Origin of the sequence: Pseudomonas sp. REP124 (genome assembly GCF_020164475.1) — a bacterium.
Taxonomy (GTDB): Bacteria; Pseudomonadota; Gammaproteobacteria; order Pseudomonadales; family Pseudomonadaceae; genus Aquipseudomonas.
Genome location: NZ_JAIQWX010000130.1, coordinates 1 through 17566, shown reverse-complemented (window position 1 = coordinate 17566; position 17566 = coordinate 1). Strand labels below are relative to the sequence as shown.

13 protein-coding genes are annotated in these 17566 nt (G+C 62.3%); 6 read left to right on the top strand and 7 right to left on the bottom strand.

From position 1 onward, the window contains the following. Window positions 1-48 precede the first annotated feature (48 nt). From dxs to K9857_RS24125, 3 genes are all read right to left on the bottom strand, one after another. Window positions 49-1947, bottom strand: coding sequence for a 1-deoxy-D-xylulose-5-phosphate synthase (dxs, locus tag K9857_RS24135; RefSeq protein ID WP_224540029.1), 1899 nt, complete (start codon window positions 1945-1947; stop codon window positions 49-51). A 91-nt stretch (window positions 1948-2038) separates the two neighbouring features. Next, window positions 2039-2926, bottom strand: coding sequence for a (2E,6E)-farnesyl diphosphate synthase (gene ispA / locus K9857_RS24130; RefSeq protein WP_175377128.1), 888 nt, complete (start codon window positions 2924-2926; stop codon window positions 2039-2041). Continuing rightward, the gene (locus tag K9857_RS24125) at window positions 2923-3165 is read right to left on the bottom strand and encodes an exodeoxyribonuclease VII small subunit (RefSeq protein ID WP_007894317.1); all 243 of its coding nucleotides are present in this window, start codon (window positions 3163-3165) and stop codon (window positions 2923-2925) included. The genes ispA and K9857_RS24125 overlap by 4 nt, the downstream gene beginning before the upstream one ends. A 354-nt stretch (window positions 3166-3519) precedes the next feature. Between K9857_RS24125 and K9857_RS24120 the strand changes: the two genes are divergently transcribed. From K9857_RS24120 to K9857_RS24095, 6 genes are read left to right on the top strand one after another with little or no spacing between them, the layout of a single operon-like run. After that, the gene (locus tag K9857_RS24120) at window positions 3520-4308 is read left to right on the top strand and encodes a YfaP family protein (protein ID WP_224540027.1); all 789 of its coding nucleotides are present in this window, start codon (window positions 3520-3522) and stop codon (window positions 4306-4308) included. Window positions 4309-4347: 39 nt separating this feature from the next. Next, window positions 4348-6060 (top strand): DUF2138 domain-containing protein, encoded by a 1713-nt coding sequence (locus tag K9857_RS24115; RefSeq protein ID WP_224540025.1) that lies wholly within the window; start codon window positions 4348-4350, stop codon window positions 6058-6060. 8 nt (window positions 6061-6068) lie between these two features. Then, window positions 6069-6695: a DUF1175 domain-containing protein gene (locus K9857_RS24110; RefSeq protein WP_224540031.1), complete on the top strand. Its 627-nt coding sequence runs from the start codon at window positions 6069-6071 to the stop codon at window positions 6693-6695. Beyond that, window positions 6692-11251 carry an alpha-2-macroglobulin family protein gene (locus K9857_RS24105; protein WP_224540023.1) on the top strand — a complete coding sequence of 1520 codons (4560 nt, stop codon included), beginning with the start codon at window positions 6692-6694 and terminating at the stop codon, window positions 11249-11251. Before K9857_RS24110 ends, K9857_RS24105 begins: the two co-directional genes overlap by 4 nt. Window position 11252: 1 nt before the next feature. Beyond that, entirely contained in the window at window positions 11253-12872 is a 1620-nt protein-coding gene (locus K9857_RS24100; RefSeq protein ID WP_224540021.1) for a DUF2300 domain-containing protein, read from the top strand. Between the two features lie 3 nt (window positions 12873-12875). Next, window positions 12876-13688, top strand: coding sequence for a YfaP family protein (locus tag K9857_RS24095; RefSeq protein ID WP_224540019.1), 813 nt, complete (start codon window positions 12876-12878; stop codon window positions 13686-13688). Window positions 13689-14233: 545 nt separating this feature from the next. Here K9857_RS24095 and K9857_RS24090 read toward each other — a convergent pair. The 4 genes from K9857_RS24090 to K9857_RS24075 form a co-directional block, all read right to left on the bottom strand. Beyond that, entirely contained in the window at window positions 14234-14980 is a 747-nt protein-coding gene (locus K9857_RS24090) for a S24 family peptidase (protein WP_224540017.1), read from the bottom strand. A gap of 242 nt (window positions 14981-15222) precedes the next feature. Beyond that, window positions 15223-15750 (bottom strand): inorganic diphosphatase, encoded by a 528-nt coding sequence (ppa, locus tag K9857_RS24085; protein ID WP_085585933.1) that lies wholly within the window; start codon window positions 15748-15750, stop codon window positions 15223-15225. A gap of 89 nt (window positions 15751-15839) precedes the next feature. Beyond that, on the bottom strand, window positions 15840-16652 hold the full coding sequence (locus K9857_RS24080) for a zinc-dependent peptidase (protein WP_224540014.1): 813 nt from the start codon (window positions 16650-16652) through the stop codon (window positions 15840-15842). Window positions 16653-16658: 6 nt separating this feature from the next. Beyond that, window positions 16659-17315 (bottom strand): DedA family protein, encoded by a 657-nt coding sequence (locus K9857_RS24075; RefSeq protein ID WP_224540012.1) that lies wholly within the window; start codon window positions 17313-17315, stop codon window positions 16659-16661. Window positions 17316-17566 lie beyond the last annotated feature (251 nt).

Below are 17566 nucleotides of genomic sequence, written 5' to 3'. Positions count from 1 at the left end.
CTGACACACCGCTTTCGCGAGCAAGCCCGCTCCCACAGAGGATTGCGTTTAGATGTTCAGCAATTGCAGGCGCTGACGAATCGAGGCTTCGATACCGGCTTCATCCAGCCCGCACTCCGCCAGCATCTGCGCAGGCTTGGCATGCTCGACATAGCTGTCCGGCAGCCCCAGGTTCAGCATCGACTTGAGGATGTTCTCCCGAGCCAGGAACTCGCTGACCGCGCTACCGGCGCCGCCCATGATCGCGTTCTCTTCGATGGTCACCAGCAGCTCGTGACCGGCGGCGATTTCGCGCACCAGCGCTTCGTCCAGGGGTTTGACGAAACGCATGTCGACGACCGTCGCATCCAGCGTCTCGGCGACTTTCAGCGCCTCGGCCAGTTGCACGCCGAACACCAGCAGGGCAACTTTGCTGCCCTGGCGGCGAACTACGCCCTTGCCGATTTCGATCGGTTCGAGGTCTTTCTCGATGGTCGCATTTGGGCCGCTGCCGCGCGGGTAGCGCACCGCCGCCGGACCTTCGTACATGTGACCGGTGGTGAGCATCTTGCGCAGCTCGTTTTCGTCGCTCGGGGTCATCACCAGCATGCCGGGGATGCAGCGCAGGAACGACAGGTCGAAGCTGCCGGCGTGGGTCGGGCCGTCTTCGCCCACCAGACCGGCGCGGTCGATGGCGAACAGCACGTCGAGGTTCTGCACCGCCACGTCGTGGATCAGTTGGTCGTAGCCGCGCTGCAGGAAGGTCGAGTAGATCGCCACTACCGGTTTTGCGCCTTCGCAGGCCATGCCGGCAGCGAGGGTCACGGCGTGTTGTTCGGCAATCGCCACGTCGAAGTAGCGCGACGGATAGCGCTCGCTGAAGGCCACCAGGTCGGAACCTTCCTTCATCGCCGGGGTGATGCCGACCAGACGCGGATCGACCGCCGCCATGTCGCACAGCCATTCGCCGAACACGCCGGAGTATTTCGGGCCGCTGGCTTTCTTCGGCGCGGCGGCCGGAGCGTCCAGGGGTTCGAGCTTGGTGATGGCGTGGTAACCGATCGGGTCGACTTCCGCCGGGGCGAAGCCTTTGCCTTTCTTGGTGACCACGTGCAGGAACTGCGGGCCTTTGAGGTCGCGCATGTTACGCAGGGTGGCGATCAGGGTCGGCAAGTCATGGCCGTCGATCGGGCCGATGTAGTTCCAGCCCAGCTCTTCGAACAGCGTGCCGGGGACCAGCATGCCTTTTGCGTATTCTTCGGTGCGACGGGCGATTTCCCAGGCGCCGGGCAGGCGCGACAGCACTTTCTTGCTGCCTTCGCGCATGCTCGCGTAGGTGCGGCTGGAAAGGATTTTCGCCAGATAGTTCGACAGGCCGCCGACGTTGCGCGAGATCGACATGTCGTTGTCGTTGAGGATCACCAGCATGTTGGCGTCCACTTCCGGCGCATGGTTCAGCGCTTCGAACGCCATGCCCGCGGTCAGGGCGCCGTCGCCGATCACCGCGATGGCCTTGCGATCGCTGTTCTGCAGGCGGGCGGCAATGGCCATGCCCAAGGCAGCGCTGATCGAAGTGCTGGAGTGGCCGACGCCAAAGGTGTCGTACTCACTCTCGGAGCGACGCGGGAAAGCGGCGATGCCGTCTTTCTGGCGCAGGGTGCCCATGCGCGCGCGGCGATCGGTGAGGATCTTGTGCGGGTAGGCCTGATGCCCCACGTCCCACACCAGCCGGTCGTCCGGGGTGTCGAAAACGTAGTGCAACGCGATGGTCAGCTCGATCACGCCCAGGCCGGCACCGAAATGCCCACCGGTCTGACCGACCGTGTAGAGCAATTCCAGGCGCAACTCATCGGCCAGGGTTTCCAGCTCGGCTTCGCCTAACCGGCGCAGGCCGTCCGGCGTGTTCGCGCGGTCCAGCAGGGGCGTGGTCGGGCGCTTGCGGGGAATCTCATGAAACGTCGTGGGCATCAGGCGAATCGTTATAGGTATAAAAGATGCGGCAGTTTACCTGATGCATCGGCCCCTGCCCACGCGTTGGTCTTTTTTGGCGGATACGCCTTCAGTTGCGGCGCGAGACGATATAACGGGCCAGATCGCGCAGGGGTTCGGCGGCCGCGTCAAACGGTCGCAGCGCATGCAGGGCCTGATCGCGCAGTTCCAGGGCGTAGGCCTTGGCAGCGTCCAGACCGAGCAAGGCCGGATAGGTCGGCTTGTCGCGCGCGATGTCGGCGCCCTGGCGTTTGCCCAGGGTGGCGGTATCGCTTTCGACGTCGAGAATGTCGTCCTGCACCTGGAACGCCAGACCGATGGCCAGCGCGTAGGTCTTCAGGGATTTGAGTTCATCCTTCTCGGCGCGGCCACTGGCCAGGGCGCCGAGCTTGACGCTGACTTCAATCAGCGCACCGGTCTTGTGCCGATGCATGTATTCGAGGGCTTTCTGGTCGAGCTTGAGGCCCACTGAACCGAGGTCGATGGCCTGGCCGCCGACCATGCCCGCCGGGCCCGCGGCCTGGGCCAGGGCGCTGACCATCTCGAGGCGAATCTGCGCGTCGGCGTCGCTCAGGCGCGGGTCGAGCAGGGCGCTGAAAGCCATACTCTGCAGTCCGTCGCCGGCAAGGATGGCGCAGGCTTCATCGAATTTCTTGTGGGTGGTCGGTTGGCCGCGACGCAGATCGTCGTCGTCCATGGCAGGCAGATCGTCGTGCACCAGTGAGTAGGCGTGGATCAACTCCACCGCACAGGCCGCGCCGTTGGCTTGCTCGGCCTTGCCGCCCAGCGCTTCGCACGCGGCGTAGGCCAGCAGCGGACGCACGCGCTTGCCACCGTTCATCACGCTGTAGTGCATGGCTTCGTAAAGACGCGCCAGTTCAGGGCTAGGCGCGGTGAAGAGTGTCTCCAGGGCCGCATTGACACGGGCCTGACTGGCCGCCGAGTACGCTGCAATCATTCTGGTTGATCCGCGTCGAAGGGTTCCTCGGCCAACTCGCCATCACGCTCGAGCAGCACTTGCACCTTCTGCTCGGCCTGGGCCAGCGCCGCCTGACAATCGCGAGTCAGCCCGATGCCCTGCTCGAAAGCGGTCAGCGAGTCTTCCAGCGACAATTCACCATTCTCCAGACGCTCCACCAGCGTTTGCAGGTCAGCGAGGGACTGTTCGAAATCCAGTGCAGCTTTTTTGCGGGCCATGGCGGCGATTTCCGGTAGACGTTAAACCGGCGCGACACTAGCAGATAGGGGGTTTATGGGCAAATGAGCACGTCCAGCTCCAATTCAACCTGCGGCGTTTGATACCTATCCTCGACTTATTCGGCTCATTTCGTGAGCCGAATAAGTTGCCTAATCGGCTCACCGCCCACCGGCCACCGTGAATTCCCCCGCACTTACAGATGTATCCGATTGTTAAAAATCACCCGAATGACTACCCTTCGCGCCATTGATGACCCGACAGTCGCGGGTTTTTCAGACGAAACACAGTATTGGGATCTGTAACGCGCCGAGGATCAGGCGCAAGGTTTCGTCAGGCATGGCAGGAGGCGTCACATGCGTTCATTTCTTTCGCTGCTGATCGGTTTGGCCTGTGCGCCAGCCATGGCCGCGCCGGCGGCCGAGTTGTCGGAACCGGCGGGTGGCTGGCGCTTCAACGGGTTGCTCGATCGCACGGAAAACCCCCAGGTGGCTTATCCCACGCCGCCCATCGACCGGGGTGTGCAGCGCAATCGCACGATGATCCAGGGCCAGCTCAAGGCCCTCGGCACCCAGCGCGGGCCACACACCCTGGCGGTCAACGGCAATCCGCTGAATCTGTACACCGACGAGCAGGGGCGTTTCGCCCGGCCCTATGCGTTCGGCGCCGGTTCCAACAGCGTCGAGGTTCGCAGCGCCGAAGGGCAGTCGCTCAAGCGCGTGCAATTCTATGAAGCCAACAACCTGCGCACGCCGGCGCGGATTCGCGTGGTGCTGGGTTGGGACGACCCGAAAGCCGAACTCGACCTGCACATCATCACCCCCGACGGCCAGCATGCGTTCTGGGCGCGGCCGGCGATGAGCAACGGTGGTGGCCTGGACCCGGACGGCGTCGATGGCCCCGGTCCCGAGATGTTCACCATGACCGCGCCGCTGCGTGGCACCTATCTGGTTTACGTGAACTATTGGGGCAACTTCGGCAACGGCGGCTATAACTTCGATGAGGCCAGCAACCAGAACGAGGTGATCACCTCGCAAATCAACCTGGTGCTCAACGAAAACACCGTCGACGAAAAACGCGAGACCTTCATCGTGCCCTTGCGCGCCATCGGCGACCTGCTGCTGGTCAAGACTTTCAACTATTAAGCATCCCGCTTCACGGATGAACTGCCGAGCTTTTTGAACATGAGTGAAAACACCGCAGCCCCGGTCGCACCAACCCCAGGCGTCAAACCTTCCCGCCGTTGGCCAGCCATTGTGGTCGGACTGTGCCTGGTCGCGGGCGTGGCCGCCGGCATGGGCTGGTTCATGCAAAAGCACAAAGAGCCGGCGCCGCAGCTGGCGGCGGAAAAGCTCGGCATGAGCCGCCCCGACGGTTTGCTGGAAACCCGTTCCCTGAGCCAATTGCCCAAGGACCTGCTGACGGTGCCGTTCCTCAAGGAAACCCTGACCGAGGATTTCGTCTTCTATTACGAAACCCACGCCGATCGCTTGGGTTTGATCGGCAGCCTGCGGCGAATCATTTACGAACATGACCTGAAATTGCAGGACACGCTGATCGAGCAACTGTTCGATCAGCCGGCCGACATTGCCCTGTGGCGCGGTGCGGATGGGCGACTGCGGGATTTCCTGCTGGTAATGGATCGTGGCGGCCTGGCCAAGGTGCTGGAGCCGCTGGCGAAAGTGGCGCTGGATGATTCGCAACTGAGCAAGATCGCCGACCTGAAAGTCGGCGCCGATGACGTGGCGCTTTATCAGCTCACCTACAACGCCGGCCGTGCGCTGCTGTTTGCCTCCCATGGCGACAAGTTGGTGGTGCTGTCGAATCCAGCCAAATTCTACGATGCACAAAGCGGCGCCGAGCAGCAATCCGGCAGCGTTTCGCCGCAAGCTCTCGCCGCACTGCTCAACGGCGACAAACTGTTCCCCGAAGCCTTCGGCCTGCAAGCCCGGGCGCCGGAGGTCAAGCAGCGGCTGTCGGTCAATGCCAGTGTGCTGGCCATGGGTTACCAGCGGTTCATCCCGAACTTCGCCGGCCTGCGTTTCGACATGGACGACAAGGGCTGGCACAGCTTCCTGGCCATGGACGAGCTGGATAACCAGCCGGACTTCGATTTCAAGCCGATCTGGCAGGCCATGCCCATGGGCGCCAGCGCCTGCGTGGCCTTGCCGCTGGCGGCCGAGCAACAGCAACCCCTGCTGGTCAAACTCGGTGCCGAAGCGTCCGCGGCCGAAGCGATGACTGAACACATGGCCGGCGCGGCGGGCCTGTGCTGGTACGCCGATTCGCGGCTGTACACGCCCTTGCTGGTGGCCAGTCTGAATGACAAGGACAGCGCAAAACTCGATGGCGATCTGGGCAAGCTGTTCGGTTCAATGGTGGGCGCCTACGAAGCCAAGGTCGACGAACACGCGTTCCCCGTGGTGGAGAAACAGGAGGGCCAGGCCCATCAATGGCAGCGCCAGGTCAGCTCCAACTTCGGCCCCTACAAGGCCAAGGATGCCGAGAACCCCGACGCCATCACCGGCAAGGCGTTCATGCGCGTGAGCCTGGCGCGGCACGGCTCGACCCTGGTGTTTTCCCTCGACGACAAGCTGGTGGACAAGGCCCTCGGCACCCTCGACAAACGCTTCCCGCCCATGGCCGACGTCGTGCCCAAGGACCTGCTGATGCCGATCTATTTCGGGCCCGACTCCATGGCGCAACTGATGCAGCAGGAAACCCTCGACAGCCTGCCGCAGGACATGGAGCCGGTGTTCTACAACGCCGCGCAAACTTACCTGATCCCGAAACTGCGCACCCTCGGCGGCTACGGCAAATACGCCCTGACCCTGCCCGAAGGCAGTGAGCCCGACGGCCACTGGCAATGGCTGCCGCTGGCGTGGAAAGCGCTGTGAGCCAATCGATGCGAATCCTCGGCCTGCTCGCGCTGTTGATGGCGGGGCAAGCCCTGGCCACCGAAACACCGGCGCTGGACGTGCAGCAATCCCAGGTGTTCCGCGCCTGGTTCGTGCGCATCGCCCAGGAGCAACTGAGCCAGGGGCCGAGCCCGCGCTGGTATCAGCAGGATTGTGCGGGGCTGGTGCGTTTCGCCGCCAACGAAGCGCTGAAAGTCCATGACGACAAATGGCTGCGCAGCAACGGCCTGTCCAATCGCTACCTGCCGCCGGAGTTACAACTCAGCGATGCCCAGCGTGGCCTGGCCCAGCAGTGGCAACAGGGCGGCGGCAAGGTCGGGCCGTACGTCAACGCCATCAAGCTGATCCAGTTCAACAGCCATCTGGTCGGCCGTGACGTGGCCCAGGCTCGCCCTGGCGACCTGATGTTTTTCGATCAGGGCGATGACCAGCACCTGATGATCTGGATGGGCCGCTACATCGCCTATCACACCGGAACCACCACTCCCACAGACAACGGCATGCGTTCGGCAAGCCTGCAACAACTCATGACATGGAAGGACACCCGATGGATACCCGATGCAGCCAACCCCAACTTCATCGGCGTTTATCGACTGAATTTTCTCTCCCAATGATCGGTGCCCGCATGTTGCGTCTTCTGCCTCTGTTGTTGCTGCTGGTGCTGCCGTTTTCCGCGAGCCGTGCCGAAGACACGGTCGAGCCGAGCGGCTATGCGCCGGTGGCCGGCGAGAGTTTTTTCCTGCTGGCCGACAGCAGTTTCGCCAGCGACGAACAGGCGATGGTGCGCCTGGAAGCCCCCGGCCGCGACTACCGTCGGTTTCGCATGGAGCCTTACGGCGGCGCGGACATCCGCGTCTATCGCATCGACAAGCCGCTGGATTTCCTCAAGCGCCAGAAGAACCTGCACCGGGTGGTCAGCGACGGCCAGTTCAAGGGCGAGGGCCTGTCCAACACCTTGGCCTATCTGTGGGACAACTGGTACCGCAAATCCCGTCGGGTGATGCAGCGGGCGTTTTCCTACGAGTCGCGTAAACAAGTCACCGAGGAAGTCCCGGAACTGAAGATGGGCGAGGCCATGGCCGCGCCAACGCCCTACGACGCACAGCCGCAATTCGCACTGATTCCGGGCCTGCCGGTGGTCAGTCAGTTCCGCTATCCGTTGTGGGAAGCCAAGCCGATCCAGCCACCGCCGGGAGTGAACCTGGCCGGTTCTTCCAGTGAGTTCGTCAGCGTCGCGCCGGGCAACGTCTATATCCCGTTGGGCCAGCTCAAGCCGGGCCTGTATCTGGTGGAAGCGCTGATCGGCAAATACCGCGCGACCACCATGGTCTTCGTGTCCAACACCGTGGCTGTGAGCAAGATTGCTGGCGATGAACTGCTGGTGTGGGCTGCGCGTAAACACGAGGGCAGTTCGGTGCCCAAGGTCAATGTGCTGTGGACCGATGGCCTGGGCGTGATGAGCAGTGGTGCCACCGATGCCGACGGTTTACTGCGCCTGAAACACGTCAGCCCCGAGCGTTCGTTCGTGATCGGCGAGGACGAAGAGGGCGGGGTGTTCGTCTCGGAAAACTTCTACTACGACAGCGAAATCTACGACACCAAACTCTATGCCTTCACCGACCGGCCGCTGTATCGGCCGGGGGATTGGGTGTCGCTGAAAATCGTCGGTCGCGAATTCAAGAATGCCCGGGATTCGGTGCAGCCCGCGGCGGCCGATGTCAACGTGACCGTACTGGATGCGACGGGCACGGCGCTGCAAAGCCTGGACCTGAAGCTCGACTCCAAAGCTGGCACCCAAGGCCGTTTCCAGTTGCCGGAAAACGCCGTGGCCGGTGGCTACGAGTTGCGTTTCAACTACAAGGATCAGGCCTACAGCAGTGCCTTCCGCGTGGCCGAATACATCAAGCCGCACTTCGAGATTTCCCTGAACCTGGCCAAGCAGGACTACCGCACCGGCGAACCGGTGAAGGGCAATCTGGTGCTGCTGTACCCGGACGGCAAGCCGGTGGCCAACGCCAAACTCAGCCTGAGCCTGCGGGCTCAGCAACTGTCGATGGTGGATAACGAGCTGCAGTATCTGGGGCAATTCCCGGTGGAGCTGACCAGCACTGAACTGACCACCGACGCCAAGGGCAACGCCACCCTCGACCTGCCGGCGGCGGAGAAACCGAGCCGCTACATGCTCACGGTCTTTGCCAGCGATGGCGCGGCCTATCGGGTCAAGACCACCAAGGAAATCCTCATCGACCGTGGCGCCGCGAACTTCCGCCTGAGCGCACCCCAGCGCTTCAGCGCGGTGGGCGACAAGGTCGTCTTCAGCTTCGCCAATGAAAACGAGCAGGCCCAAGCGGTCGTGCCGAGCAGCTACGGCTGGGTGCGCCTGGAAGACCAGAGCACCGGTGAAGGCAAGCTGACGGCCAGCGACAAGGGCTTCACCCTGGCCTTCGATCGCCCGGGTACTTACAACCTGACGCTGCGCGATGAGCACGGCCGAACCCTTGGCGCGACCGGGCACTCGGTCACCGGCGAAGGTGTGAAGGCGGTGCCGGGCACGGTGGAAATCGTCCTCGACAAAACCGAGTACAAGGCGGGCGATGAAGCGCTGGCGCTGATCACTTTTCCTGAGCCGGTCAGCGATGCGCTGCTGTCGCTGGAGCGGGACAAGGTCGAAGCCACGGCGTTGCTGTCCAAAGGCGGCGACTGGCTGAAGATGGAAAAGCTCAGCGACACTCAGTACCGCGCACGCATCCCGGTGAAAGACAGCTTCACGCCGAACCTGACGTTCTCGGTGCTCTACACCAAGGGCGGGCAGTACAGCTTTCAGAATGCCGGGATCAAGGTGATCACGCCGCAGATCGACGTGGCCATCGCCACCGACAAGGACACCTATCAACCCGGCGACACGGTGACCGTGGACCTGACCACGCAGTTCGCCGGCAAGCCGGTGCCCGCGCATCTGACGGTCAGCGTGGTCGACGAAATGGTCTACGCGCTGCAGCCGGAAGTGGCGCCGACCATCGACCAGTTCTTCTATCACCCGCGGCGCAACAACGTGCGCACCAGCGCCAGTTTGTCGTTCATCAGCTACGACGTCGCGCTGCCGGGCAGCCCCGGCGCACCGGGCAAGGCCAACCGCAGCGAGCGTGGAGTGAAAGTGCTGGAGCGGCCGCGTCGTGAGGACGTCGACACCGCCGCCTGGCAACCGGAGCTGCTGACCGATGCCAATGGCAAAACCCGCTTCACCTTCAAGATGCCGGACTCGCTGACCCGCTGGCGCATCACCGCCCGGGCCATCGCCGATGACGGTCAGGTCGGACAGAAGAAGCAGTTCGTGCGTTCGGAAAAGCCGCTGTATCTGAAGTGGAGCGGGCCGAGCAAATTCCGCGCGGGCGATAAACCGGACCTCGGTGTGTTTGCTTTCAGCCAATCGGAAAGCCCGGTCAAGGCGGAGCTGGTCACCCATTACGCCGGTGCCGAACAGCGGATTCCCGTGACGCTCAACAGTGGCATCAACTACATCCCGCTGCCGGCGTTTGCCTTGGCCTCGGGCGAATGGATCGCCGAGCTCGTGCAGGACGGCAAGACCGCGGATGCCCTGGCCGTACGCCTGACAGCGACCGGTGAAGGCTGGCAAGTCACGCAAACCCAAAGCCTGGACGTGGCCAGCGGTGACACGCCGCTGACCCTGCCGGCAGACGCGAGCGACATTCGCCTGCGCCTGGATGACAGCCCGCAAGCGCTGTACCGCTCGGCGCTCGATGACCTGCTGGGCTATCCATATGGCGGCGTCGAACAGACCGCCAGCCAGTTGTTGCCGCTGAGCATCGCCTATCCAGCGCTGTCGACGAACCCGCAGATCCGCGATCGCCTGCGCCTGATCATGCAGAACAGCCGCTTGCGCCTGGTGCAGATGGCCGGGCCGTCGGCGAGCTTCACCTGGTGGGGCATGGACGGTGAGCCGGATGCGTTCCTTACCGCCTATGCCTATTACGCCGACTGGCACGCCAGCAAGGTGCTGGAGCTGAACCTGCCGCCGGAGCATTGGCAGCGGGTGCTGGAGGTCTACGCCAAGCAGGCGCAAAACACGCCGCTGTTGCAGCGCGCGTTGATCCTGTCGTTCGCCCGGCAGATGCAGTTACCGGTGAACACCTTGCTCAGCGGCTTGATGGACGATCTGGCGAAAGCCGGCGAGGGCAGTGCCGCGAACGTGATGGAGTCGGATGGGGATAGCCTGGTCATGGCTGACCCGGATTCGGCGCTCGGTCTGGCAGCAGCACGGGTGTTGACCGCGTCCCTGGCGCGTCAGGCCAAAGTGACTCTGCCGGAGGCGTTCAATCGGCAGCTGGCGGATGCGCAACAGCGACTGACGGTCAGCTCGCAGCCGTTTGCCGAGGCGCTGAACCTGTCGCTGCAGCCTTTGGATCAGGCCCGCGCGGCGGCGTTGCTGCAACGGCTGCTGCCGCAACAATCGACCCTGGAGCGCGCGTTGGCGCTGACCTGGTTGCAACGCAGCATCGAGCAAGCCTCGCCGACCATCGCGCTGGCGCCGGGTGAAGGCTGGAAGAAAAAGTACGGTGACAGCGGTGAGATGTATTGGGTCTGGCAGGGGGCTTCGTCGGTGCCTTCGGTGTTGTCGGTGAGCGGCGCGCAGGAGCGTCCGCTGCGCGCGGCATTGAGCTTCCAGACCCGTCAGCCGTCGGTTGATCCGCTGCCCGTGACAGTCACCCGTCGCCTGTCGCGGCTGGTGCCGGGCGATGAGGCCTTCACCTTCAAGCTCGAACCGGTCGGCACCACGCCGCTGTCCAGCGACAGCCTGTATCTGGACGAAGTGATCCTCACCAGCAAGGCGGCGAAACCGTTGCGTTACGGCCTGCTTGAAGTGCCGCTGCCGCCGGGTGCCGACGTTGAGCGCACCACCTGGGGCATCAAGTTGATGGGCAAGGCGGGCACCGAGCCGACGGCCCTGGAAAAGGCCCGCTTCGAGCCGGGGCAACTGGCCTATGCGGTGCCGGTGGATGCGTTGAGCGGCGAATTGCGCCTGCGGCATCTGGTGCGCTTCTCGCAGAAGGGCCAGTTCAACCTGCCGCCGGTGCGTTTCACCCAGGTGTATGCGCCGCAACATCAGGCCCAGGAGCAGAAACCGGCGCTCGGTCAGGTGACGGTCCACTGACATGTTTCGGGCTCTGGTCTGCGGCTTGCTGTGTTTGATACCTGCGCTGACGATGGCGCAGGACGAGCCTTTGCGTCTGGCCTTCAAGGATGAACTGCTGACTTTGAACCGGACGCAACTGCTGTCCCGCGAACCGCTGCCGGAGGCTTTGCAGGCACCGTTGGGCAGCGTGTGGAAGCTGTTCGTCTACGCCTGGCTGGTGGACACCGGGGCGCGTGAGCCGGCTTATGAATGTCGCGGGCAGTCGAAAGAGGAAGTCTATTGCTGCACCGCGGGCGGCAAGATCGAGCGTGATCAGGCACTGGTGAAGTCCTGCGGGTTGTATTTCGAGCCGGTGCGTCTGGGGATTTCTGCTACGGAGTGGCAGGCGTATTGGCAGGCGCGGCAGGCACCGCAGTGGCTGCAGAACTTGTCTTCGTTGCAGCCGGCGACACGGGTGCCGGTGGCGGAGTTGCTGCGCATGCTGGCAACGATGCCAGCGCAGGATCAGGCTCGGCGAGTGCTGCTCGATGTGGTGTTGAGCGCTGCCGACGGGAACGTGGTGGGCGAACTCGGTAGCCGCCTGCGGGTGAAAACCTGGAGCTGGTTGGGGGATCAGGACGCAGCTTCGCGCCAGGGTGGTTTCGCCGGCTGGACCGTGGACGGCACGCCGATCTGGGCGGGTGGACGCGGCACCAGTCAGCGGGTTTTGCGTGATTACGCACAAGCGCTGTCGACGGTCGTGCCTGTGCAATGGCCTGTCGATGCGGGGCGATGTGTCGAGGTCAGCCTGTTTTCCCGATATCCGCTCAAACGGGTGCTTTCGGGTGGTGAGCAGGTGTCTTCGGGGCCGTTGCGTGGTGACTATCGTGTGGAGTTCGCCAACCGCAACCAACTCGATATCCACAGTGACGGTGAGCTGTATTTGCTCAAGGACAAACTCGTCGCCCGCCTGGATCGCGAGGAATACGTCGCCCGCGTGCTGCAACGCGAAGCCACTCCCGAGCCTGCCGAAGCCGCCAAAGCCCTGGCCGTGGCGATCCGCACCTATCTTTTGCAAAACGCCACGCGCAATGGGGACTGCCTGAGCATCGATGACAGCAGCCAGCGTCAGCGGGTCGCACCACGCCCGGCCAGTGTTGAGGCGCGCGACGTGGCGGCCTGGACCAGCGATCTGGTGCTGGCCGGCAGCGACGTCACTTACCACTCCGATCAACCCGGCCCGGACAAGCTGTCCTGGCAGCAAGCCGTGGAGCAGGCTAATGCCGGCCAGCGCTACGACGCCATCCTGCTGCACGCTTACCCGCGAGCAAGCCTGAGTCGTTGGGGCAATCCGGTGGCCTCCTGCGAAGCCTTGCCCACCGCACAGGACTGGTTGCAAAAACAGCGGCGCGGCTGGCGTCCCCGACTCGAAAGCGAAACCGGCTACAACGAAGTCAGCACCTTCGCCGTCTGCCGCTTGGCGTTCGGCCGGCCGTATGTCGACCGCGAGCGTCAGCGAATCTACGTGCGTGGCGTGCTGTCGCTGCAGGACCGTCTCGACCTGACACACGAGTATTTGCATCTGGCCTTCGAAGCCCATCCCAACGGCCAGGACGAAACCTACATCGAAGGCCTCGCCCGCCACCTTTTGCTGGAATAACCCATGACACATCGTTTTCCACAGGTCTTGCTGTTGCTCTGCACGTTTGCCGCACTCTCGCCGGCGATGGCGGCAGACGGCGTCAAACTCGACACCCCGGTCGGCGGCTGGCGTACCGGCGCGCCCGAAGGCGAGGGCGAAAGCTTCCGCCAGACCGTCAACTACCCGGCCTCCTCGGTGAACACCCCCGCCGGCCAGGCCAACACCGCACGCATCAGCGGTCAGATCAAGGCCACCCCGAAGAACAACGACCCCGGCCGACTGATCGTCAACGGCGTCAGCATGCCCCTGAAAATCGACCCCGCCGGACGTTTCGACCGCCCGTTCTCCTTCCCCAACGGCAGCAACAGCGTCGAAGTCCGCAGCCCCGACGGCCAGCAACGCCATCGCACGCAATTCCTCAACACCAGCGGCGGCGCAACCCCGGCAAAACTGCGCGTCCTGCTGGCCTGGGACAGCGACGGCACCGACCTGGACCTGCACCTCATCACCCCCGACGGCGCCCACATCTGGTACGGCGACCGCACCGCCCCGAACGGCGCCGCCCTCGACGTCGACGTCACCACCGGCTACGGCCCGGAAATCTTCGCCATGCCTGCGCCGATCAAGGGGCAGTACCTGGTGTATGTGAATTACTTCGGCGGCGGGTATCGCAGTGATGAAGAAGGGCAGGAGGATGCGGTGCAGCCGCTGACAACGGCGCAGGTGACGGTGATTACGGAAGAGGGGACGCCGAGTGAAAAGATGGAGACGTTTCTGGTGCCGATGCGGGCGGTGGGGGAGTTGACGTTGGTGAAGTCGTTTAGTTATCCGTGAGGGGCATGCTGAGACAGGCGTTGGAAATTGGTGCCTTGTTGTTGGGGAATAAGTAATAACGAGGTAAAAGTCCCATCACTGCCGAGACAATTTCCGTGGGTACACATGCTCCCCTTCAATCAGAACAAACGCCTGAGGCTTTGATTGGATGGCTTTCTTTCAGGCATTAAAAAGCCGGCTTGTGGCCGGCTTCTTGGGGACTGGCTTGGTTCATTTTTGGTAAACCTCGCCAGCCTTTAAAACGTACATCCGGATCTTGCGTCCGGCTGTGGGACTTGGCGAGAAAGTCATCTGCCTTGTCGGTGCGATCTGAGCCGTCTTGGCGGGTCGATGCGCAAATGTGGGGCGCATCATACTGATTTTTTGAGTGAATTCCCAGTTTGGCGTGCGCAGTGGACTTATGTAGCAGCTGGCGAAGCCTGCGTCCGGCTGCGAAGCAGTCGTGAAATCGGTGGTCGCGGTGTGTCAGATAGACCGCAAGCATAGGGTTTACGACTGCTGCGCAGCCGGACGCAGGCTTCGCCAGCTGCTACAGAAAAGCGCTTTCACAGAAAGGGGATCTCCGGTCGGCGTTTGTTCAGCGTCGACCACCAGAACACCCAGCCGATTACCTTGATGTTCTGCTCTTCGATCTGGCCTGCCCGGAAGATCTCGTCCGGGTATTGTTCGCGATTATGGCTGCGCAATCGCAGCGCGTTTCCCGGCATTCGGTGCAGGTATTTGATGCGCAGCATGCCGTCGTGTTCGATGGCGTAGATTTCGCCATCGACAATCTGGGTCAGGCCGCGGTCGATGGCGATGATGGAACCGTCTTCGATGCGTTCGGCCATGCTGTTGCCGATCATGTGCGCGCAGATGGCGTCGGCGTGGCTGATTTCCAATGAATCGAGGTAGCTGCGGGGCAGGCGCACGGATTGACCCGGGTCCTCGATGACGTGGGTTTTTCCGGAGCCGGGGGCCGTGGTGGTTTCCTTGTAGAGGGGCAGGTCGATGTCGGTGGGTTCGATGACCGTATAGACACCGCGAATGGCCTGGGCGTCGAAGACGTTGCCAGACTCGTCGTGCAGGCGCAGGTGTCGGGCGTCCTTGGGACCTTCACCTGTTTTCAGCCATTCACTGTTGATCGACAGCTTTCTCGCGACTTCTTCCATGTAGTGAGCGGGCACACCGCGGGTGTACCAGTTATGGACATTCTGCGGGGCCGTGTTCAGAAACTCGGCAAACCCGGTAGTCGTGATGTTCGCTATCCCGAGGAGCGCTTTGAAGCGGGGTCCGCTAGTGTTCTTTTTCATGAACGCGAGTCTACTGGCGCGTCAAAAGCCTTTGAATAAACGCCGCGTTCAAATTACGAGGGAAATTTACGACCGAATGTAAGACGTGTTTGAGGATTTTTAAACAGAAAACCACTAAGCCGGACTTACTTAAACAAGGCGTTTAAAAAGCCATTTAAAACACTTTTCCTGCGCCCACAAAAAACCCCGGATCACCGGGGTTTTTTTACTTGGAGCTTGCAGCTAAAAGCTTGCAGCTGCTCTTAGCCTTTATAGGCAGCAACCGACTTGGTGATCGCAGCACGAGCGGCGTCTGCGCCGTCCCAGCCTTCGATCTTGACCCACTTGCCTTTCTCGAGATCCTTGTAGTTCGCGAAGAAGTGCTCGATCTGCTGGATCAGCAGTGGTGGCAGGTCGGTGTATTCCTTCACGTCGACGTACAGCTGGGACAGCTTGTCGTGAGGAACTGCAACAACCTTGGCATCGCCGCCGCCGTCGTCGGTCATGTTCAGGATGCCGACTGGACGCGCGCGGATCACCGAACCCGGAGCAACCGGGTAAGGAGTCACGACCAGCACGTCGAGGGGGTCACCGTCGTCAGCCAGCGTGTTCGGGATGTAACCGTAGTTGGCCGGGTAGAACATTGGGGTGGCCATGAAACGGTCAACGAACAGGCAATCGCTGTCTTTGTCGATTTCGTATTTGATCGGCGCGTGGTTGGCCGGAATCTCGATCGCGACGTAGATGTCGTTCGGCAGGTCTTTGCCAGCCGGAATCTTGCTGTAGCTCATTGGGCGATGCCCCCGTAGTTGACCAAAAAGTGGCGGCGATTATAGGCATATTCCTGTGTCGACGCCATGTACCAGAGGTCGTGTAGACTTTAGTCGTGGGCCCTGTAGACCGGATCCTCGGCCAGAAGTTGCTGCAGACGCGCCAGCGGGTCTTGGCGATAGAACAGTTTGAGTTGTTCATACACCTGCGGATACGCCTCGTGCAGCAGATCCGGGGCACTGAAGAAGTATTCGCTGGTGACGGCGAAGAACTCGGCGGGATTTTCTGCCGCATAGGGATCGATGGCGGTTTCGGCATCCGGATTGCGCTCCAGTTGTCGGTCGAGATCGTCGTAGGCGTGCTGCACGACCCGGGCCCAGTCGCTGACTCGCATGTCGGCATGCAGCGGCGGCAGGCCGTTGGCATGGCCGTTGAGCATGTCCAGTTTGTGCGCCAGTTCGTGGATCACCAGGTTGTAGCCTTCCCAGCCGCCGCTGGCCGCGACACCCGGCCAGGCGAGGATGACCGGGCCTTGCTCCCAGGCTTCGCCGCTGTGTTCGCCGTCCCATTCGTGTTCGACGCCGCTGGCGTCGCGATGGCGCTGGGGGCTGAGGAAGTCGTCGGGGTAGAGCACGATTTCGTGAAAGCCCTGATACCAGTTCAGGTCGCCCAAGTGCAGCAATGGCAATTGCGCCTGGGCGGCGAGCAGCAGGCGCTGTTCCTGATGCAGTTCGACACCGGGCAGGGTGGTCAGGTGTTTATCTTCCAGAAACAGGACGCAGGCTTCACGCAGCCAGCGGTCTTCGGCGGCGCTGATGCCGTCGAGAAAGCTCAGTTGATGGCGTACCCGCAGCCACATGTCGTCGGCAATCGGGTACTTGGCCAGGGTGCGCCGGCGTCGCCAGGCGCTGAGCGACCACATGGCGGATCAGCGCGTTTCGGCTTTGGAGTTCGAACCGCCGAAGCGGCTGCGCACCACGCCGATGATCATCGGCACCAGCGACAGCAGGATGATGCCGACCACCAGCAGGGACAGGTTGGACTTGATGAACGGCACGTTGCCGAAGAAGAAGCCGAGGGTGACCAGGCCGCCCACCCAGAGAATGGTGCCCAGTACACTGAAACCGAAGAATCGGGGGTACGGCATTCTTGCGACACCGGCGACGAACGGTGCAAAAGTGCGAATGATGGGCAGGAAACGCGCCAGGGTCACGGTTTTACCGCCGTGCTTCTCATAGAAATCGTGGGTTTGTTTCAGGTAATCGCGGCGAAAGATTTTCGAGTTCGGATTGCTGAACAATCGCTCACCGGCCGTTCGTCCGATGACATAGTTGGTGCTGTCCCCCATGATCGCCGCCAGCATCAGCAAGCCGCCCAGCAGTACAGGGTCCATGCCGCCGCCTGCGGCAACGGCGCCGGCGATGAACAGCAGCGAATCGCCCGGCAGGAAGGGCATGACCACCAGGCCGGTTTCACAGAAGATCACCAGAAACAGAATCGCGTAGATCCATGGCCCGTAGTTGGTGACCAGCAAATCGAGGTACACATCGAGGTGCAGCACTAGATCGAGCGGGTTGAAATCCATGGATGGCACCTGTGATGACGGCCCGACTCGGCAGGCCTGTGCGGATGACTTCGCGTAAGCCTACAAGCGGATGTAGATTTTCTTACAAGTCGGAAAGGTCGGCATTATACGGTCTGGGGCGTGAAAAACGCGTCGAGATTGTAGCGAGGGATGTCGGCGGGTTGATGACAATTAATAACTGTGACTGTGACTGTGACTGTGACTGTGGCGGCGGCTTTAACTGTGGCGAGGGGGCTTGCCCCCGTTGGACT